This is a genomic window from Neorhizobium sp. T6_25, assembly GCF_002968555.1.
In the GTDB taxonomy this organism is placed as follows: domain Bacteria; phylum Pseudomonadota; class Alphaproteobacteria; order Rhizobiales; family Rhizobiaceae; genus Neorhizobium.
The window spans coordinates 33,077-53,366 of the sequence record NZ_PVBL01000006.1; the positions used below are offsets into that span (position 1 = coordinate 33,077).

Genomic DNA, 20,290 nt, shown 5'->3' on the forward strand with positions numbered 1-20,290 from the left:
TGCAAAAGAAGATCGCGTCTGCAAACATACGTCTGCTCAAGACAAAAAGACAAAAATCCGAATGGACATCAGACGCCTCAAATCCTTCATCGTGATCGTCGACAGCGGCAGCATCACGCGCGCCGCCGACCTGCTGCATATCGCGCAGCCCGCGCTCAGTCAGCAGCTGGCGGCGCTGGAGGAGCATTTCGGTCAGAAGCTGCTGATCCGCAGCCAGCAGGGCGTCAGCATGACCGATGCGGGGCATGCGGTGTACCGCCATTCGCAGATCATTCTCCGCCAGATGGAACAGGCGCAGGCTGATGCATCCGCTGCCGGCAACTCACTTGCCGGGCGCGTTTCCGTGGGGCTCGTGCCGTTCAGCAGCGCCGCCACGCTGTCCGTCGACCTGCTGGCCGAGACGCGCAGGCGCCATCCGGGCATCCTGCTCCATCTCACGGAAAGCGTCGGCCAAACCTACAGTCAGATGATCATGAACGGCCGTCTCGAAATGGCGCTGATCCACGGAGCTGGGCCGATCAAGGGCGTGCGGTTCGAGCCGATCCTGAGCGAGGAATTTTATCTCGTCGCCCACCGCGATTTTGCGATTGAAGCGGATAACAAGCCCATTCCGGTAACCGCCCTCGATGGATTGCCGCTTCTGATGCCGCCCGCTTACAACTTCGTTCGCCGTGCGGTCGACACCGCGTTCACGCGCAGCCGGATCAACCTGAAAGTCGTGGCGGAAGTTGAAATCGTCAGGACATTGGCACGCGCCGTGGGCAGCGGTCTCGGAGCGACCATCATGCCGAAAGCCATCGCCGACCGTATCGTGACGGAATCAAGCGAACCGCTGATCTGTCGACTCGTTTCGCCGCGGATCGAGGAGATCCTGTCGCTCTGCATTGCCGAACAGAACTCGCTGTCCGAGCCGGCATTGGCGGTCAAGAATATCCTTCTCGAGCTGACCGCGCGGCTGAGAGCATAAGGCGAGTTCCGGCACGACGCAGCCACGCCAAATCATCGATGACGCGTCAACGCATGTCCCTGCAGAACTGGGCGATCCGCGCGCATCCCTCGTCTAGCATTTCCATGCTCGTTGCATAAGAAATGCGGAAATGGGGGCTCATGCCGTAAGCTGCGCCTTGCACCGTCGCCACATGATGTTCGTCCACGAGAGCCATGACGAAATCGACGTCGGTCTCGATCTTCCGCCCGCCCTTGCTGGTCTTGCCGATCAAGCCGGACATGTTGGGATAGAGATAGAACGCGCCCTCGGGCTTGTGGCAACGCAATCCCTCCACCGCCGACAAGCGATCGAGGACGAAGTCGCGCCTCTCGCGGTAGATCGCGGCCCGCTCCCTCAGGAGATCCTGTGGCCCGTTCAGCGCCGCGATGGCCGCTGCCTGCGTCACCGTGGTGATGCCGCCGCCGTTCTGCCCGTTGACATTGCTGATCGCGCCAATGAGTTCCTTGGAGCCGCTGGCGCAGAAGCCGAGCCGCCAGCCGGTCATGGCGTAAGCCTTCGAGACGCCGTTCATGGTCAGGACACGATCATAGAGCCGGGGTTCCGCGTCGACGATGGTGCAGAATTCGAAACCGTCATAGACCAGATGTTCGTAGATATCGTCAGTCAGGATCCACACATCCGGATGGCGCAGCATGACCTGCGCGATCGCGGCCATTTCGGCGCGGGAGCAGGCCGCGCCGGTCGGATTGCTGGGAAAATTCAGGATCAGCCATTTGGTGCGCGGCGTGATCGCGGCTTCCAGATCCTCCGGGCGCAACTTGAAGCCAGCCTGCTCGAAACAGGGTACCGCCACCGGAACACCACCGGCGAACTTGACGATATCGGCATAGCTGACCCAGGAGGGCGTTGGAATGACAACTTCGTCGCCGGGATTGCAGGTGGCGAGCATCGTGTTGAAAATCACCTGCTTGCCGCCGGCTGAAACGATGATCTGACTGGCATCATAGTCGAGATTGTTGTCCCGCTTGAACTTCCCGCTGATCGCCGCCTTGAGCGCCGGTGTACCGTCCATCGGCGGATATTTCGTATCACCGCCAAGCGCTGCGGCATGGGCCGCCTCGATCGCATGCAGCGGCGTCGGGAAATCCGGTTCCCCGGAAGAGAGGCTGACAACCTTGATACCCTTTGCCGCCAGTTCCCGGGCACGTTGGGTCATGGCAGCGGAAGCGGATATGGAGACGTTTTTCAGGCGATCGGCTGTAGAAGACATCGGCATTAACTTTCGACGAAGATTGGGACGGGAGACAGCTGACCAGGCAGCCCGGTGAGTCAAAGAGCGAGTTCGGCCGCCGGCGCGAGCATCGCGCCGGCGGCTTCGATCTCGCTTCGGACGATACGCGCAAGTCCAAGGGAACCCGGCGTGTCGCTGTGGACGAGGATTGACCGAGCGGGCATGGCAATGGTGTCGCCATCGATAGTCTCGACGGTTCCGTCGAGAAGAAAGCGGCGCACCCTTGCCCGCACCGAAGCCTCATCCTTGATCACGGCGCCCGGTAGGCCGCGGACAACAAGCCTGCCTTCGGCATCATAGGCCCGGTCGGCCAGGAAAAGCGCCAGCGTCTTCAGCCGCGCCCGCTTGGCGGCCTGCTCTATTTCGCTGTCCGGCGTCACGAACACGACAAGACCCGACTCCACCGTCGCAATGGCATCCATCATCAGATCGGCGAGCACCGGGTCGCGGTTGACCATATTGCCCATGGCGGCGTGAAAGCTGATATGGCCGACGGTGACACGCTCGCTCGCGGCGATCGCCATCAGCGCGCCGAGCTGATAGAGCATCTGCTGGCGTAACTCATCCGCCTGGAAGGGCATTTCGCGCCGTCCAAAGCCGAGCCGGTCGGGCAAGCCCGGATGTGCCCCGATGCCAACCCCGTTCGCCTTGGCAAGCCGCACCATGCGCGCCATCGTATCCGGATCGCCACCGTGGAAACCGCAAGCGATATTGGCTGACGACACGACCTTCATCATCGCCTCGTCGTCGCACAGCCGATAAGGGCCGAACCCTTCGCCCATGTCGGAATTCAGATCGATTTTCACCGGCAACTCCCTTTGACCGATCGTATTTCAGGCCATCGCCTTCAAGGCGCGCTTGACCATCTCAGATGTGGTCCGGACGTCTTCGACATAACGGGCGACCGCCTGCTCCACTGCGCGCGCCTCCGCATGCGTGGACCGCACGAACCGCAAGCGGCTGCCTATGCGTGCCTGGCCAAGCCGCCACAGGTCGCATTCGATCACGCCGGCGATCTTCGGATAGCCACCCGCCGTGTTCGCATCGCTCATTTGGACTATGGGTTCCCCACCGGGCGGGACCTGGATCACACCGGGCACGATCCCATGGGAACGCATCTCAACCGTCGCCGTCGGCTTGATGGGCTCGCCCGACAGACGATAGCCCGTGCGGTCGCTGCGGGAAGAAATCTTCCATGTCTGGCTCCAGAAGGCGTCGCCGTCATTGGGAAACAGGGCATGCTCGCCACCGGGCAAGGCACGGACCGGCAGCGCGCCGTCGGCGAAACCCGGAAAGACCTCCCGGAGCGCCACGGCGGGCTCGATGACAGCCAGGCCGCTGGCAGGCACCGGGGCAAAGTCGGCGCTGTTACCGAGCGCGATCCGATCACCTTTTACCAAAGGCCGCCCGGCATTGCCGCCGAAGCTGCCGCGCAAGGATGTGCTGCGCGACCCCATGACCGATGGAACATCCAGGCCCCCGCCGACAGAGACATAGGCGCGCGCGAGTGTCGGAGGATGCTTCAGCTCAAGCACCTGCCCGGCCTCGGCGGTATAGGCGCACCAGGGAAGCAATTCCGACGCGTCCAGTATCGGATCGCCATCGGCGCCCGTGACCGCAAAGACGGTCCGCCGGTCGAAACGCAGGCTGAACGGAAAGGTCTGAACCTCTATCCCGGCCGCACCCTCCTCATTCCCGACAAGGATATTGCCGATCCTCATGGCAAGCGGATCCATTGCGCCGCTGGCCGAAACGCCGATATCGCGATAACCCGGTCGCCCGAGATCCTGCACCGTATTGAACGGGCCGGTTTCCACAATTTCGATCATAGCTCTATCCCTGCCGGCACGAACCGCACCGTATCGCCCGGCGCCATCATCGCCGGTGTGGGCGACGTCGGATCGAACATCTGCAGTTCTGCGAAACCTATGGAATTCCAGCCGTTCGGGCCGGTGAGCATGGCAACGCCGGTCTGCATACCGCCAATGGTCACGCAGCCCTTCGCCATCTTCAGCGACGGCACGGTCTTTCGCGGCATGTAGATGCGCGGATCGAGGCCGTGCAGGTAACCGAAGCCTGGAGCGCTGCCCAGGGCAAAAACACGGTAGGTCGCTTCGTGATGAATACGGACGATCTCACGGTCGCTGAGCCGGGCAAGGTCGCAAAGCGCGGGCAGGTCCGCCGCATGCTCCCCGCCGTAGTGAACGGGGATTTCGATCGTCTTTCCGTCCAGATCGATGCTGCGGGCGTTGTCCCATGCCTCCAGCAGCCGCGCCACGACGGCATCGGGATCCTGCGGCGCCTCCTGGAATATCGTCAGAAGATTGGTCATTCCCGGAACGATTTCCGCGATATCCGGCCAGCCTCGGACCGCCTGGGAGAGCGCCCAGATCCGGCGCTGTGCCGCGAGATCAAATTCTCCCGGCGCCTCGAGCAGGAAGGACCTCGCACCGATCGAGGAAACCCGCGCCCAGCCGCGGGCGGCGGGTAAGATTTCGCGCAGCGGCGCATGGCTGTTGATTGTGGCAATCATGATTGAGGCTCGATCTCGAACAGGGGATCGCCGAAGCCGACCAGCGCATCGGGTTCGGCAAGCTGCTTGGTCAGAATACCCGCGCGGCCGGCACAAAGTGGAAGCAGGACGGGGCCGACGCGAAGGAAGCCGAGGATGTCTGCGGCGAAAACCGATGGCAGACGGTCGGCGGTTGCCGACCGCGATGGGCTGCCCGGGCAAAAGTGGCCGGCCATCGGCGCCTTGACGACCACCAGCGGCTGAGCCGTCGGGGCCGGCCGAGAGGTCACGGACACATCGATCCCGGCTTCATTCCCCGTGGCAATGACGATGCGTAACTGTCCGCTGGGCCAGGAGATTTCCAGGCCACTTACCCCGGCTTCCGTCAGCGCCTCGGTGAGGAACGCGATCGTCGCGGGGGCGCTGAAATCGATCCCGCTCATGGCGCTCTCCGTTGTTTCAGCCATTGCTCCAGATAGTGGATATCCGTCTCGCCGCGCGCAAACGCGCCGTCCTCGAAGAGCGCACGCAGGAAGGGAATATTCGTGGAAATTCCGTCCACCCGCGTCTCGACAAGCGCCTCGCGCATCCTTGCCATCGCCTCCGCCCGCGTCGGCGCATGAACGATCAGCTTGGCGATCAGCGAGTCGTAATAGGGTGGCACCTTGTACCCCGCATGGATATGGGTATCGACCCGGATACCGGTCCCCTCGGGAAAGGCGAGACTGGTGATGATGCCGGCTGACGGCAGGAAAGTATCGGGATCCTCGGCATTGATGCGGCACTCGAAAGCGTGCCCCTCGCATCTAACGTCAGCCTGGGCCAGTTCGAGCGGATCGCCCTGAGCCACTTTGATCTGCGCCTGGACGATGTCGATCCCGCTTGTCATTTCGGTGACCGGATGTTCGACCTGAAGCCGGGTGTTCATCTCGATGAAATAGAAGGCGCCGTCCTCGTAGAGGAATTCGAAGGTTCCGACGCCCCGATAGCCGATCTGGCGGCAGGCCTCGACACAGGCTCTTCCGACGGGCCGGATCACATCCGGTGATATCCCGGGTGCCGGCGCCTCTTCCACAACCTTTTGATGGCGGCGCTGCATCGAGCAATCCCGGTGCCCGAGCCAGACTGCGTTGCCATGGGTGTCGCAAAGGACCTGGATCTCGATATGGCGCGGGTGCTGGAGGAATTTTTCCATGTAGAGCGACGGCGAGCCGAAAGCCTGCCGCGCCTCCTCCCGGGTGAGCGCGACCGCCTCTTGCAGCAGACCGGCCTCCGGCACGACACGCATGCCCCGCCCCCCGCCGCCACCGGCAGCCTTGATGATGACGGGGTAACCGATCTCCCGGGCCAGGCGCTCGACGGCTGCCGGATCGTCGGCAAGCGCCGTATCCGGCCCCGGGACACAAGGAACTCCGGCTGCGATCATTGCCCTCTTTGCCGAGATCTTGTCGCCCATCGCCTCGATTGACGACGCGCTCGGACCGATGAACGTCAGTCCGGCCTTTTCGACCGCATCGGCGAATGCGGCATTTTCCGAGAGAAACCCATAACCGGGATGGATGGCCCCGGCGTCAGTCAAGCGCGCCGCCAGAAGAAGAGCATCCTTGTTGAGGTAGCTTTTTGCCGCGCTCGAAGGGCCGATGCACAAGGCGCTATCGGCGGTCTTGCCATAGGGCGCCTGCCGATCCGCTTCGGAATAGACGACGACGGTCTTGAGACCCAATTCCCGGCAGGCTTTCTGGATCCTGGTTGCGATCTCTCCGCGATTGGCAATCAGAACCGTATCGAAACGCGGGCGACTGTCGAATGTCTCAGGCATCACGCGATCTCCGCGAGCAGATCACCCGTCTCGACTTCGCCGCCGTCGATGTCGGTCAGGCTGACAATGCGCCCGGACCGCGATGCGGCGATCTTGTTGAAGACCTTCATCGCTTCGATAATGAAGAGAGTCTGCCCCTCCGTCACCTCATCTCCAGGCTTGACGAACGGCCCCTCGCCCGGTGCCGAACTGCGATGCAGCACGCCGGAGACCGGCGCTTTTACGAGAATGGCCGGCGCGTGGCCGACAGCCGGCCGCTCATCAGGTCCCAGGGTGATCGACGCACCCGTAACCGGCTGTTGCCCCCGTGCCAAATCAACGGAGGCCTCCCCCGCCATTGGCTGCGACCGGAAGATCCGAACCGTCAGGTCCTTCTCGGTCACGGTGAGTTCGGTGATGCTCGATCGTCCGACAAAGTCGATCAGGGTCTTGATCTTCGAGAGGTCCATATTCGCGCTCGGTATTTCGAATGCCGCCGCACGCTTTTGCAGATTAGGTCGCGTGATACGGTAACGTTGCGTAACACGATCGCGCCGCCGATGGGGTCAGACGAACTTTTGATGGACCGGCTCAGTTCCGGAATCCGTGCGGACGATCGGGCAGCACGTCGAGTTCCGGCCGTTGCTCATGGCGCGTCAGCCGTTGCAGATGAGCGAAAACGGGCGGCAGACAACGCTGATAGATCGATGGCGCATTCGCGCCCGGCGATCAGGCCTGCAACAAGCGCGCCGCTAACCGGCCCGGCTGCAAGGCCGACATGGCCGTGGCCAAACGCATGAACGATGTCTTCGGAGGATTTCGAAAGCCTAATGGCACGTTCAGCGTTCGAACCGCTCCAGCATCCTCTTCAGTTGCGCATTTTGCAGCTGAAGCTTGCGCGCCAGCTGGTCCCGCAGCAGCCTGATCTCCTCATCGAGGCGGATTGCGGCGTCGGAAACGGCGGGAACGCCTGGAGAGGGTGGCGGAACGGCTTCACCCCCTGCCGCTGTCTTGCCCCGCGTGCGGCGCTTTCGCGTTGCACCTTCGCCAGTCTGCGTGGGTTTCGGTGCGTCGTGCACGGCCGAATTGGCGTTACCGGACAAGGCCGGATCAGCCGCCTCCACGCGCCCGGCGCCTTCGATATCTGCCGTGCCGTCAACAGCGCTTGCCGTTTCTTCGGAATGATCCGGGGCCGCTGACACCACCTCCGATTGTTCGTAGGCGACCGGCTTTTCGTCGACCGGAGGATCGACGGCGTTCAATCCGTTGTCGGCGACCGTTTCGGTCGGTTTGGCGATGGCCAGTACGTCCGGCTTCACGTCATCGGTCCGGCCCTGTTCGTGGCGCTGCTGACGTCGCGGCGACACAAGCCGGGTAAGAAGTTTCCAGGGAGACGCCATCTATTCGACCTCGTATTCTACCTCGCATGCAGGCTGCGAGCAAAAGCTTTGGCGGCGGGACTAGCCGCCGCCAAGATATTCGTCTCGATATAGCCTTGAGAATGCGGCCGGCGCTTGACCGACGGCTGCCGATCAACCGAGGTTGAGCCGCTTTCGCAGATCGGCATTTTCAGCACGCAGCTTCTCGGCCAGCTGCTTGCGCAGTCTTTGGTTTTCGTCTTCCAGCTGCAGGAGATCCGCAAACTCGTCAACTGCCGCCACCGACGGAGCGGTCGCTGCCTGCACCGCCTTCGCAGCACGTTTGACAGGCGCACGTTTGGCGCTTGGCGCACCTTCGTCGGACCTTGCCTTGCGTCCTCTCTTCGGCTTGACCGCTGCGGCATTCGAAGCCGCTGCCGGTTGCGCCGAAACTGCGGCTGAGGCCGTTTCAGCGGCCGCCTTTTTGGCGCGAGGTTTGCGCTCCTTCTTCGGTGCGGGCGCCGCAACCGTCGGCGTCTCAGCATCAGTCATCGTATTCATATCGTCGGCCATTATGGTCTCCTGTAAAGCCGCTGCATTTGTCTCCTGCTCAATCGACGGTGTCAACAACGCCGCCGCCTGTTGTTCGCCGGCGAAAGACATTCCGGGACTGTTAACCTGGGACGTTTCCGCAAGGAATGGCATTGCCTCGTCCTGCAGATCCTGCGCAACGGACTTGAGATCCACGTCTCCCCAGATCGAGTTCGGATTGGAATTGAGTTTTCGCCGACCCGATCTGTACTCGACGGCAAAACTGCGCTGGACTTTTTTCACTTTAAGAGGCCTTGGGTGTCTGCGGTGATGTTTCGGCGACGCTTCAGCATCGCGACAAGCCCTGCAGATAACCCCAATCGCCCCGCCGGTCCAGACCCATGGCGATGCCCGGCCCGAACGCGGTTCCGGATGAAGCCGCCAGCTTGGTCGATCGTTGGCCGGTCGGATCGAACTCTGAGCCTGTTGCATTGATGAGATGTGCCACGATAGTGGGTCGAAACGCCAAGTCGAGGCCCGTCTTGCTTGGCGCTTATCCAAACAACATCTTCAAATGATCGTTCAGGAACCGGCCCTTCGGATCCAAATCCCGTCTCAACGCGCGAAACTCTTTGGCGCGAGGGTAAAGCCTTGTCACGTCGTCCGTGTCGAGGAAATGCATCTTTCCCCAATGCGGGCGAGAACTGTATCCGCCTAGAATTTGATCCACGTCCTTCAGGAAGGGCCAGTAATCGATACCCGGACCACCCGACACCGACAGGGTGATGCTGTCCTGGCGATGAAAGGGGCTCATCCATGCCGGATCGCCGGCCGTGAAGCGGTATTCGATCGGATAGATGCAGTTGGTGTGCTTGTTCAGCATCAGATCCCGAACCGCCCTTATCGCGGCCTTGCCGTGTTCGAGGGGAACGGCATATTCCAGTTCGACGAAATTCGGCACGTATTCGATCGGATAGACCTCAGAACTGTAGGCGATCTTTTCGAATTCGCTCTCCATCGGAGCGGCGTCGGTGATATCCATCACCTTCATCTCGCAAACATCAGCCAGCTTGTTCGTGCTCGACACCGCAGACGTGTCGGGAAGGCAGTACAGATGGCGGCTTTCCGGCGTCGGGCACCAGAAGAAGCCGAAATGGCGGTGCCTCGAAGCCAGCTCGTCGTGACGCTCCATGCAGGTCTCGAAATCGTCCCGCCAGAGACGCTCGTGCAGATTATAGGCCTCCATCACGTTGAGCGTCAGCGACGAGATAACGCCGAGCGTTCCCACCGAGACCTGGGCTGCATGCAGCCTGTCGCTGTCGCGATCGTCGATATCGAGGATTTCTCCGGTCGCGGTGACGATACGCATTCCAGCAATCGATGAGGCGAGGTTTCCAAGCTTGATCCCGGTACCGTGGGTTCCGGTCGTAAATGCACCGGCAACAGCCTGGCTGTCGATGTCGCCCTGGTTGATCAATGAAAGGCCGTGTTCTTTCAGCGTCCTGCCGACTTCGTTGATGCGTGTTCCCCCTGCCACGGTGATCAGTTTTCGATCACGGTCGATGTTCTGCACGCCGCGCAGGTTTGCGAGCGACAGCAACAGCCCGTTGGTGCCGACGACGGGTGTGAAGGAATGTCCCGAGCCTGAAACACGCACTGCCAGGTCACGCCTGTCGGCTTCGCGGACAAGCTCCGCCACTTCAGCTTCCGTTTCCGGCGAAGCCTTGAATTGTGAAACGCAATATTGATTGCCGACCCAGTTGCGCCACAGGCCGCCTTTTTCCAGAGCCATGTTTTCCCCTCACATCGCTGTAAAACAATTATCAACAAACAGATGGGTACCGCTGACGAAGCTGGCGTCGTCGCTCGCCAGGTAGAGCGCCGCCTTGGCGACCTCGTCCGGCCGGCACATCCTGCCCTGCTGAGCTGCGATCGCTGCATCCGAGACGTCCACTCCGTAGCGGGTCAATTCCTCGACCTCCTTCTGGCCATGTGGCGTCTGGATGAAGCCGGGGCAAACCGCGTTGCAGCGGATGTTGCGGTCGCGAAACTCGACCGCAATCGCCCGGGCAAACATGTGGCATGCGCCCTTGGTCGTATCATAGAGAACTTCCATCGGTGTCGCCGCGACCGCCGAGATCGACGATGTGCAGACGATGGACCCGCCGCCAGCCTTGATCATGTGCGGCAGGACCGCACGGGTCATCAGGAACATGCTGCGGACATTGATGGCCATCAACCGGTCCCAGTCCGCCACCGAAGTTTCGAGGAAAGGCCGGACGACAATCGTTCCGGCATGATTGAACAGCACCGTTATCGGTCCGAGTTCACTGGAAATTGCGTCTACCGCCTGATTCACCTGCAGTTCGTCAGAAACGTCGGCAGGTGCAAATGCTACCTCCAGGCCTTCTTCACGCAGCCGGGCGGCGACAGCCGCCCCCTGGCTATGCGGGAGATCGACAATCCCCACCGCCGCCCCCTCTCGCGCAAAAAGCTCGGTGGCGGCAAGGCCGCACCCACCCGCGCCACCACTGATGAGCGCGACCTTCCCGTCCAGACGACCAGCCATTCAACCTCCAACGATTGCTGATAACGGCCGATCGATGGCTGAACGGGGCTCTTTTCGAGCCTCTTGTTCTCCGGCCGATGAAGGGCGGCTATGCTCCTGCTTGATAGCAGCAAACTGGCCTAATTTTGCGCCGTGGTCCATTGCTGACTTGGCCCCAGTCGTCGCGCCGGCCGTTCACCGTTTGTCATCGTCGGGATCTGTACCGAAATGCCTCGACGAATGCCGCGAAGGCTGGCGATGGATTCCGTCGACTGGGGTAGTAGAGGTGATAGCCCCGGAAGGTCGGACACCAGTCCGAAAGCACCGGCAGAAGCCGCCCGCTCTCCACATGCGATCGAACGAGGTCGGTGGGCACGTAGGCCAGGCCGATGCCATCCAGCGCGGCGTCGACCGCAGGCGCGATGTTGCTCAAGATGAGCGGACCCTCGACCCTCACGCTGAATTCATGCCCATCCCGTTCAAACTCCCAGGCATAGAGCATTCCCGATGTGGGAAGCCGCAGGTTGATGCAATCATGATCCGTCAGTTCCTGCGGCTTCGTCGGCCGTGGGCGGCGCTCGAAATACTCGCCTGATCCGACCACGGAGTAAGAGACATCGGGACCCACGCGCAGTGCCACCATGTCGCGAGCCACGGCCTCGCCGAGCCGGACGCCCGCGTCGAACTGCCGCTCGACGATGTTCGTGAAGCCGTTGTCGACGATGAGTTCCACCGTGACATCGGGGAAATCCCGCAAGAACGCTGAGACCCTACGGCGGAAGACGAGTTCAACCGCGTCGTCTGGGCAAACGATGCGGACGTGACCCGATGGCTCGTCGCGTAGCGCGCTGATCGCACTCACCCCGGCGGCAATGCTCTCGAAGTGCGGCTGGATGCTTTGGAAGAGCCGCTCCCCGGCCGCGGTTGGCGCGACATCCCGGGTGGTGCGGGAAAGCAGCCGGATTCCAAGTCGTTCCTCAAGTCCGCTGACGGTGTGGCTCAGGGCAGATCGCGTGACCCCCAATTTGGCGGCGGCGCGCGTGAAGCTTCGTTCCCGGGCAACCTCGAGGAAAGCTCTCATCTCGGTGAACTCGTCCCGCCGCATTGTTGAATCTCCCTCACCTCGGCATGCTGATTATACCTTCTAGTCCACCCGAACCTATCTGGCTATCTATTGCGGCAACCGCATGGGTGGCGGCCATCCTCACAGGCTCGGCTCTGTTCGCGACACCGGCCAGCCGCCGCGCTTAGACCTCCAGAATGTCGGAACGGGAGAACCTCATGTCTCAGGGAATAGAAAGCAAAGTTGTCGTTATCACCGGCGCGAGCAGCGGACTGGGAGAAGCAACGGCACGCCATCTCGCTGAGCGAGGCGCCACCGTCGTGCTCGGTGCCAGGCGACGCGACCGCATCAGCGCGCTGGCCGACGAACTCACAACGAAGGGTTACAAGGCGCGCGCAGTCCAGACCGATGTGACGGACAAGCAGCAGGTCAAGAACCTCGTGGATACGGCGGTCCAGGAGTTCGGCCGCATCGATGTCATGCTCAACAATGCTGGACTGATGCCGCTTGCCCCGCTCGGGCGGCTCAAAGTCGATGAATGGGACCGGATGATAGATGTCAATATCAAGGGCGTGCTCTACGGGATCGCCGCAGCGCTGCCGCACATGAAGGCGCAGAAGTCGGGCCACATCATCAACGTCTCCTCGGTCTACGGACATGTCGTCGATCCGGGTGCCACGGTCTATTGCGCAACCAAGTTCGCGGTCCGCGCGCTCTCCGAAGGGCTGCGCCAGGAAGTGAAGCCGTACAACATCCGGACGACCATTATTTCCCCCGGAGCCGTAAGCACCGAGCTGCTCGAGCACATCAGCGAGAGGGACATCCAGGCGGGAACAAAGGAATTCGTGAGCAAGATCGCCGTCGGCGCGGACACGTTCGCCCGCACGGTGGCGTTCGCAGTGAATGAGCCTGACCACGTCGACATCAACGAAATCCTGTTCCGGCCCACAGCGCAACAGGTTTGAAAGGCGGGAGGTAAGTCGATGTCATCGCCGCTTCTCACCCGAAGAACGATCATGAGTGGAGCATTGGCGGCCGGGGCATTGCCGTCCGCGGCACACGGACAGGCGGGAAGCGATCCCGCCAACCAGGAGCCGACGAACGTGAAGATAAAGATCACGTTCAACGACCTGAGCATGACCGCAACGCTCTACGACAATCCATCTGCCCGCGATCTGATCACGATGCTTCCTTTGCACCTCAAGATCGAAGATTACGGCGGGAACGAGAAGATCGTCCGCCTGCCTCGCAAGCTGACGGAGGATGGCAGTGGGCCATTCGGAAACGAGCGGCCCGGCGATCTTTGCTATTTCGAACCGTGGGGCAACCTCGCCCTGTTCTACGGCGATTACCGCTGGGACGGACTGATCCGTCTCGGCCGCTTCGATGGAGGCATCGAGCCTCTGTTTGTTCGCGGCGAGTATCCTGTGCGCATCGAACGAATATGAACCATCTCACCTCCTCCCCTTTGAAAGGACCGACCCTATGAAGAACCTCAGGATCGCGCTTGTGGCGCTGACGCTGGCTGCGTCCTCTCCCGTCCTCGCTGACGACAGCAAGTCTTCGGTTATCGGAGCGTGGCGCATGACATCTCTGCAGGTCACCGGCGCCAACGGAAGCCGGACCACAATTCCCTATTCCGGTCAGGTGATCTTCTCCCAAGGCGGAACGCTTTCCGTCCAGGCGATGAACCCGGACGCCGCTGCGGAACCGACGCCCTACACCGCGAATGGCTACGAGGCATATTACGGCCCGGTTGAAGTCGACGAAGCCAAGAAAACCTTCACCATCACCGTTGAATCGTCCCTTGTCCGCAAACTCATCGGCCAACGCATGGAACGCATGTTCGAAGTCGTTGCCGATCAGCTGACGATCACTCCTTCGGATCCGAAGGAAGGCTGGCGCGTGACCTATAAGCGGCTCTGAGAGGTGGAAGGGCTCGCGAGGTTGGTCCCCATCAGTCGCCATAGACATCGCCGACAGAACTATTTTCCGTCGGCATTCCCCATCTATCGAGTGCCGGTCTTTCGCGCATTTTCCGCCAAATCGGCCTGATCGGCAACAATCGAGGCTGCTTCGTTTCTCAAGACGTCCTTGGCGTTCTTGCGGGCATTTTCAATGGCGATATCAGCATTCAGGCTCCGCTCGTTTGCTTGCAGGCCATCGTCTTTATCGGGAACCAAATTATCGTTTGCCTGCTCGCGCGCCTTGAGACGGGTCGTAAGGGCAGTGAGTTCGTTCCGACGTTCAACTTCATTGAGGGAGATGACACGCTTTTCGCGTTGCACCTTCAGCTCTGCGGCGTCTTCTGCGAAACGTTGAAAATCCCGATCGCTTTGTACCCGAGTATCATGCCGGCTTTGCAGTTGCTGCAACAATCCGCTCCTGTTGCCTGCGGCCGCATAATTCGCAGGCTTGATCTGACCCCAAGGCAGCGCATTGTCATAACTTGCTTCACCAAGGGTGTTGGGGTCCGAGAGGCCCGGCAAGCTGATGTCGGGTGTCACGCCGCGCAGCTGTGTCGTTCCGCCGTCGACACGGAAGAACTGGGCGATTGTCAGTTTCAATTGGCCGAATTTTGGTTTGCTGTTGTGGGCCACCTGATCGAGATCGACGACCGTTTGCACGGTACCTTTACCGAAGCTAGGTTCGCCGACGATCACGCCGCGACCGTAATCCTGTATCGCTGCGGCGAAAATCTCCGAGGCCGATGCTGAGCCGCGATTGATCAACACCCCGAGCGGACCCGCCCACGCAGGCGCAGGCAAATCATCGCTTTCCACCTTGATCTTACCATCGGCGTCGCGTTGCTGAACCACAGGGCCTTTCCCGACGAACAGGCCTGTCAAATCAATCGCCTCGGCCAGCGAGCCCCCACCGTTGTCGCGCAAGTCGATCAGGACGCCGTCGACCTTTTCCCGTTTCAGTTCGCCAAGAAGCTTGGCAACGTCTCGGCTTGCGCTTCTGTAGTCTTTTTCGCCTTTTCGCCGCGCTTCGAAGTCCTCATAGAACGCCGGCAAGGTGATCACACCAATTCTGCGCGCGACACCTCGGTCCTCCAAGGGCAGGATGGTCTTTTTTGCAGCCTGTTTTTCGAGGCTGATTTTGTCTCGCACCAGGCTGATGACGCGGCGGCTTCCGTTCTCTCCGGCCTCCGCCGGCAAGACATCCAGGCGCACAACGGAATTTTTCGCCCCGCGGATCATTTGCACGACCTCATCAAGGCGCGTGCCCACGACTTCCTTTATGGTGCCATCATCGCCTTGACCGACACCGACAATGCGGTCGCCGACAGCCAGCATTCCGGACAATTGCGCAGGCCCACCCGGCACGAGCTCACGGACCGTCGTGTAACCATCGCGCTCCTGCAGTACCGCGCCGATACCGACCAGTGAGAGCTTCATCGAAATGTCGAAATTGGCCGAGGCGGCGGCACCAAAATAGTCCGTGTGCGGATCAACCGACGTGGTGTAGGCGCCCATGAATGACTGGAACGCGTCGTCGCTCTTGTAGGTATAAACGCGCTCCAGGATATTTTTGTAACGTTTGTCGAGGGTATCGCGAATAGCTGCGTCGGCTTGGCCTGCCAGTTTCAATCGCAGCCAATCGCCTTTGACGCGCTTGCGCCAGAGGTCATTGCTTTGCTCTTCGGATTTCGGCCAGGGCTCCTTGTCGCGCGACAGGGAATAGTCTTCCCGCACGCTGAAATCGAAGTCCTGTTTGAGCAGGTTGCGCGCATACGTCATGCGGTCCACAACCCGCTGCGAATAGACGTTGAAAATCGAAAATGGAACCTTCAGGTCTTCGCCGACGATGGCATCATCGATCTTGGTGCTGTCGGCCGCGAACTTGTCGATGTCGGCTTGCAGGAAAAAGCTCCGGTCCGAATCCAGAGACTCGATAAACCGATCCATGATTTTAGCCGACAAGGCATCGTTGAGCGGGACAGGCTTGTAAGCATATCGCGTCAGGAATTGAGCACTCAAATGCGCGGCTTGCGCCTGCTCCTGCAGTGGCGACAGGACCGGCGGCGGTCCAAGCTCCAAGGCGTAGGCCGACGGTGCGATTGCAAGGAACAGGCCAAGGAAACCATATCGTATGCGCATTCAGCTTTGATCCCATTTGCAAAATCGAGTCTATACTACGCAATGTTGGTGCAACAATGATGCCGTCTTGGCAACCAGATGAACAAGCAACATCTCGTGTTCATGATGGAAATGAGACCCTGCCTTTGGCCATAGGTTTCTTGCTCATCCCCTCCATCCCATTCATGAATTCTGCCCTGCAGACGTAACTATATCCGCAAACATGATATAGATCACAAATCCGGTTGACATTTTTAGTCGCTCAGGCAGTATCGAGACCATTCGGATAGCCGATTAGCACGCTGGAACTGGGAGGATAACGGCATGCTTTCGAGAAGGACGTTTATGTGGCTCGCGGGGACATTTCTCGCGACCAGGCCGGCGCTTGGGCAAGTGCCGAGCAACGATTTGCCCCGAGAACAGCTACTGATTCTCGAAAACCCGGAAGGGACGATCAAAAACGCCGGATGGTTCAACATCTGGGCCATCAATGCCGGCGGTCAGTCGACGGGTCTCCATCAGAACGTGATGGACACTTTCTGGTACATCGACCCCGATCACGGCATCGACGGTGTCTGGGACAATTCCCTTGCGACCGAAAAGCCGATCTATAATAACAATTTCACGGAGATGACCGTGAAGCTCCGCTCCGGCGTCTTCTGGAGCGACGGCATCGAGTTCACCGCGGACGACGTGGTGTTCACGATCGAGACCCACATGAAGACCAGCGGCCTGCGCTGGAGCGCCCCGGTCCAGATCAACGTCGCGGCCATCGAGAAGAAGAGCCCGACGGAAGTGCTCTTCAAGCTCAAAAAGCCCAATTCACGCTTCCATGCACTGTTTACGGTTCGCTGGAACGCCATGTGGATGATGCCAAAGCACGTGTTTGAGAAGGTCGGCGACGTTCTCAAGTTCGACTTCAACCCGCCAGTCGGGCTGGGTGCCTATACGCTCCACAATTTCGACCGCGGTGGCAAATGGTTCATCTGGAAGAAACGCGAGGATTGGAAACGTACCTCGGTCGCCCGGTTCGGCGAACCCGGCCCCGGTTACCTCGCCTATATTGACCCGGGACCGCCCGAAAAAAGGGTTATCGAGCAGCTCAATCATCGTCTCGACGTCATCCACGACCTATCCCCTGAGGGCATGTTCACGCTCGCCAGGGACTCGCCCTCGTCGGTCAGCTGGTTCAAGGGGTTCCCCTATGCGCATCCTGATCCGACATTGCCTTCGGTCATCTTCAACAATCGGCTGGAAAAATTCCAGAACAAGGACGTGCGCTGGGCGCTGGCGCTGCTGATCGACATCAAGGCTGTCAGCATGGCCTCCTATCGAGGCGCAGCAACCATCTCCGCGATCGGCGTGCCGCCCACCGGACTTTATCCGAAATATTATTTCGAACCCATGGAGCAGTGGCTGACTGGTTTCGAGCTCGACACGGGCAAGCGGAAGATCAAGCCCTACGATCCGACGATCGGCAAACAGATCGCAGAAATGCTGCGTCCGTCCCTCAAGGACCAGATACCAACGGACCCGGCGGATATTGCGACCGCGTTTGGCAGGGGATGGTGGAAACCCGATCCGGAAGCGGCAACCGAACTCCTTCAGAAAGCCGGCTTCACCAAACAGGGCGAGCGCTGGCACCAGCCGAACGGACAGCCATTCTCCGTGAAGGTCATGGTGGAAGGCGACCTCCGGCCCGTCATGACGCGCGCCGGATCGATCATCGCGCAACAATGGCGGCGTTTCGGCATCGATGCCAATATCGACGTCGCCCAGGGGACAATGCTGGACCGGCGAGGCGTCGGCGACTTCGACACATTCATAGGGTGGAGCGTCGAGACCTGGGGAGGCCACCCCGACCTGTCGTTCTTCCTCGACAGCTGGCATTCCCAGTTCGTTGTCGATGTCGGCAAGGTGCAACCGCCGAGAAACTGGCAGCGATGGGCCGAACCGAGGCTGGACAAGATCATCGAGGAGATCCGTACGATCGACTTCGACGATCCGCGTGGGGTCGAGCTTGGTCTCGATTATCTTAAGCTGGCCGCCCAAGAGATGCCGATCATTCCGCTCATGGCCTACAACGTCTTCGCGACCATGGACACGACCTACTGGACCGGTTTCCCGAGCCTCGCAACCAAGCCCTATACCAACCCGGTCTCCAACTGGGGTAATACAAAATACATGATGGTCAATTTGAAGCCGACCAAGCCGGCAAAGTGAGAAACTGCCGCCCGGCGTCTCCAAGGCACCGGGCGGAGACCTCATCCCGAAATACGAGGCATCAATGCGATCCTACGCCATCTACGTGGCCAAGCGCGTCCTGCAGTTCGCGCTGGTCGTTTTCGTCGGCATCAGCATCACGTTTCTGATCACGCATCTTACGCCGATAGATCCGGTCGAGCATGCCGTCGCACAAGTGAGCACATTCGGCTTTTCCAGCCCCGAATCCATCGAGCTTCTTCGGCAGTCCCTCAAGGAACTCTACGGCGTCGGCGACAATCTGTGGGAGGAGTATCTGATTTTCTGGCGACGGCTTGCCATGCTCGACTTCGGCCCCTCACTATCGGCATTTCCCACGCCCGTCAGTGAACTGATCGGGAGAGCCATCCCCTGGACGATTGGTCTCCTTACGGTATCCACCATATTGAGCTGGTTTGTCGGCAATATCCTTGGCGGACTGGCGGGCTACTACAGCCGCAATCGGATCCTTCGGATCCTCGGCATGATCATGATGGGGCTCCATCCGGTGCCCTACTACATTGTTGCCTTCGTCCTGTTGATCGTCTTCACATTCCTCCTGCCGATCCTGCCGAGCAGCGGCGGCTATGAGATGAACCAGGCGACCGGCTGGACGCCCCAATTTGTGGGCAGCGTACTGTTGCACTCCATTCTGCCATCGCTTTCCCTCATCCTTGTCGGCGTCGGCAGTTGGTTCATGGGAATGCGGGCGCTGGTCTCGAATATCGTTACCGACGACTATGTCACCTACGCCGCACTCGCCGGCGTGCCGGACAAAAAGCTCGTAACGTCCTACGTCATGCGCAATGCCTTCCTGCCGCAGATCACCGGCCTTGCGATGTCGATCGGCGCAATCTTCAACGGCGCGGTGATCACCGAACAGGTTTTCGGATACCCGGGCATCGGCCGCCTCCTGGTCGAGGCAGTTCATGCGGCCGATTATTCGCTCGTTCTGGGGATCACGTCGATTGCCATCATCGCAGTCTCGGCAGCCGTCTTCATCATCGACATCATCTATCCCCTGATCGACCCGCGCGTACAGGTGAGCCAATGATTGCCGTCCTGAGAGACCTGTTCCGCTATAACGGCGAGTTCGCGATCGGATGCATGATCATGGCGATCATCCTCGGCATCGCCGCTGCCTCCTTCTTTTCGCCCTACGAGCCAATCGACTCCTACCTTGTGGCCTTGGATGCGCCACCGTCGCTGGAATACGTATTCGGAACCAATTCGCGCGGTCAGGACATTTTCTGGCAATTGACCTTTGCGATTCGCAATACCCTCGCCTTCGGCTTCATCGTGGCGCTCATCAGCCGAATACTCGCCCTGGCGATCGGGCTGATCTCCGGTTATGTCGGCGGAATCGTCGACCGCATCTTGATGTCGATCAACGATACGTTCATCGTCATTCCGCTCTTCCCGCTTCTGGTCCTGCTCTATTTCGTGTTGCGGGACGACATGACCTGGTTCGTGCTTGCGCTGGTCATGGCGGGCCTCGGATGGGCCTATGATGCGCGGCTTATTCGATCAGTGATGATCAGCCTCAGAACCCGCGAATTCACCAACACCAGCGTTTTCTCGGGCATGTCCATGCCAAGGATCGTCACGCAGGAACATCTGCCCTATGTGCTGCCGATCGTCTTCTCGACGTTCATGAACAACATGAATTGGTCGATCGGCCTCGAGGTCACGCTTGCTGTCCTGGGGTTCACAGATGTCGACACCCCCACCATCGGCGGCATGATCTTCTGGGCCAACCAGCACAGCGCAATGGTGTCCGGAGTCTGGTGGTGGTACTTCTTTCCCACCCTCTTCGTGACGTTGACGTTCATTGGGCTCTTCCTGCTGGCCATCTCGATGAATGAATATATTGACCCGCGCAGCCGGCTCGATCGGATGGGGAATTCCTGATGA

General features: G+C 60.2%; 20 protein-coding genes. 7 read left to right on the forward strand and 13 right to left on the reverse strand.

Annotation, left to right across the window (positions count from 1 at the left end; genetic code table 11):
• Window positions 1-61: 61 nt before the first annotated feature.
• A complete protein-coding gene (gene nac / locus C5L10_RS10010) occupies window positions 62-967 on the forward strand; it encodes a nitrogen assimilation transcriptional regulator NAC (protein ID WP_105429530.1) in 906 nt (301 codons plus the stop codon).
• Window positions 968-1,013: 46 nt separating this feature from the next.
• Here the strand turns inward: nac and C5L10_RS10015 are convergent, their stop codons facing one another.
• From C5L10_RS10015 to C5L10_RS10070, 12 genes are all read right to left on the reverse strand, one after another.
• Entirely contained in the window at window positions 1,014-2,219 is a 1,206-nt protein-coding gene (locus C5L10_RS10015; protein WP_105429728.1) for a pyridoxal phosphate-dependent aminotransferase, read from the reverse strand.
• 59 nt (window positions 2,220-2,278) lie between these two features.
• Window positions 2,279-3,046, reverse strand: a complete 768-nt coding sequence (locus tag C5L10_RS10020; protein ID WP_105429729.1) for a 5-oxoprolinase subunit PxpA — start codon at window positions 3,044-3,046, stop codon at window positions 2,279-2,281.
• A gap of 27 nt (window positions 3,047-3,073) precedes the next feature.
• Window positions 3,074-4,069, reverse strand: coding sequence for a biotin-dependent carboxyltransferase family protein (locus C5L10_RS10025; RefSeq protein ID WP_105429531.1), 996 nt, complete (start codon window positions 4,067-4,069; stop codon window positions 3,074-3,076).
• Window positions 4,066-4,773: a 5-oxoprolinase subunit PxpB gene (gene pxpB / locus C5L10_RS10030; RefSeq protein WP_105429532.1), complete on the reverse strand. Its 708-nt coding sequence runs from the start codon at window positions 4,771-4,773 to the stop codon at window positions 4,066-4,068. Before pxpB ends, C5L10_RS10025 begins: the two co-directional genes overlap by 4 nt.
• Entirely contained in the window at window positions 4,770-5,195 is a 426-nt protein-coding gene (locus C5L10_RS10035) for an acetyl-CoA carboxylase (RefSeq protein WP_105429533.1), read from the reverse strand. The genes pxpB and C5L10_RS10035 overlap by 4 nt, the downstream gene beginning before the upstream one ends.
• On the reverse strand, window positions 5,192-6,571 hold the full coding sequence (gene accC / locus C5L10_RS10040; RefSeq protein ID WP_172716980.1) for an acetyl-CoA carboxylase biotin carboxylase subunit: 1,380 nt from the start codon (window positions 6,569-6,571) through the stop codon (window positions 5,192-5,194). Before accC ends, C5L10_RS10035 begins: the two co-directional genes overlap by 4 nt.
• Window positions 6,571-7,020 carry an acetyl-CoA carboxylase biotin carboxyl carrier protein subunit gene (locus C5L10_RS10045; protein WP_105429535.1) on the reverse strand — a complete coding sequence of 150 codons (450 nt, stop codon included), beginning with the start codon at window positions 7,018-7,020 and terminating at the stop codon, window positions 6,571-6,573. The genes accC and C5L10_RS10045 overlap by 1 nt, the downstream gene beginning before the upstream one ends.
• Window positions 7,021-7,389: 369 nt before the next feature.
• A complete protein-coding gene (locus tag C5L10_RS10050) occupies window positions 7,390-7,950 on the reverse strand; it encodes a hypothetical protein (protein WP_105429536.1) in 561 nt (186 codons plus the stop codon).
• 132 nt (window positions 7,951-8,082) lie between these two features.
• Window positions 8,083-8,742 carry a transcriptional regulator gene (locus tag C5L10_RS10055; protein ID WP_105429537.1) on the reverse strand — a complete coding sequence of 220 codons (660 nt, stop codon included), beginning with the start codon at window positions 8,740-8,742 and terminating at the stop codon, window positions 8,083-8,085.
• Window positions 8,743-8,992: 250 nt separating this feature from the next.
• Window positions 8,993-10,231, reverse strand: coding sequence for a D-arabinono-1,4-lactone oxidase (locus tag C5L10_RS10060; protein ID WP_105429538.1), 1,239 nt, complete (start codon window positions 10,229-10,231; stop codon window positions 8,993-8,995).
• A gap of 9 nt (window positions 10,232-10,240) precedes the next feature.
• Window positions 10,241-11,008, reverse strand: coding sequence for an SDR family NAD(P)-dependent oxidoreductase (locus tag C5L10_RS10065; protein WP_105429539.1), 768 nt, complete (start codon window positions 11,006-11,008; stop codon window positions 10,241-10,243).
• 184 nt (window positions 11,009-11,192) lie between these two features.
• Window positions 11,193-12,092: a LysR family transcriptional regulator gene (locus C5L10_RS10070; RefSeq protein WP_105429540.1), complete on the reverse strand. Its 900-nt coding sequence runs from the start codon at window positions 12,090-12,092 to the stop codon at window positions 11,193-11,195.
• A 176-nt stretch (window positions 12,093-12,268) separates the two neighbouring features.
• On the opposite strand from C5L10_RS10070, the gene C5L10_RS10075 reads away from it, so the two are divergent.
• The 3 genes from C5L10_RS10075 to C5L10_RS10085 are packed head-to-tail and all read left to right on the forward strand — an operon-like array spanning window position 12,269 to window position 13,976.
• Window positions 12,269-13,015, forward strand: a complete 747-nt coding sequence (locus C5L10_RS10075) for an SDR family oxidoreductase (protein WP_105429541.1) — start codon at window positions 12,269-12,271, stop codon at window positions 13,013-13,015.
• Between the two features lie 18 nt (window positions 13,016-13,033).
• Complete coding sequence (locus tag C5L10_RS10080) at window positions 13,034-13,498, forward strand: cyclophilin-like fold protein (RefSeq protein ID WP_105429542.1); 465 nt, start codon at window positions 13,034-13,036, stop codon at window positions 13,496-13,498.
• A 37-nt stretch (window positions 13,499-13,535) separates the two neighbouring features.
• Window positions 13,536-13,976 (forward strand): lipocalin-like domain-containing protein, encoded by a 441-nt coding sequence (locus C5L10_RS10085; RefSeq protein ID WP_105429543.1) that lies wholly within the window; start codon window positions 13,536-13,538, stop codon window positions 13,974-13,976.
• An 83-nt stretch (window positions 13,977-14,059) separates the two neighbouring features.
• Here C5L10_RS10085 and C5L10_RS10090 read toward each other — a convergent pair whose 3' ends face one another.
• Window positions 14,060-16,156 carry a carboxy terminal-processing peptidase gene (locus tag C5L10_RS10090; protein WP_105429544.1) on the reverse strand — a complete coding sequence of 699 codons (2,097 nt, stop codon included), beginning with the start codon at window positions 16,154-16,156 and terminating at the stop codon, window positions 14,060-14,062.
• 303 nt (window positions 16,157-16,459) lie between these two features.
• Between C5L10_RS10090 and C5L10_RS10095 the strand changes: the two genes are divergently transcribed.
• The 3 genes from C5L10_RS10095 to C5L10_RS10105 all read left to right on the forward strand — a co-directional run bounded on the left by C5L10_RS10095 (window position 16,460) and on the right by C5L10_RS10105 (window position 20,287).
• Window positions 16,460-18,358, forward strand: coding sequence for an ABC transporter substrate-binding protein (locus C5L10_RS10095; RefSeq protein ID WP_105429545.1), 1,899 nt, complete (start codon window positions 16,460-16,462; stop codon window positions 18,356-18,358).
• A 64-nt stretch (window positions 18,359-18,422) separates the two neighbouring features.
• Window positions 18,423-19,430, forward strand: coding sequence for an ABC transporter permease (locus C5L10_RS10100; protein WP_105429546.1), 1,008 nt, complete (start codon window positions 18,423-18,425; stop codon window positions 19,428-19,430).
• Entirely contained in the window at window positions 19,427-20,287 is an 861-nt protein-coding gene (locus C5L10_RS10105; RefSeq protein ID WP_105429547.1) for an ABC transporter permease, read from the forward strand. The genes C5L10_RS10100 and C5L10_RS10105 overlap by 4 nt, the downstream gene beginning before the upstream one ends.
• Window positions 20,288-20,290: the final 3 nt, after the last annotated feature.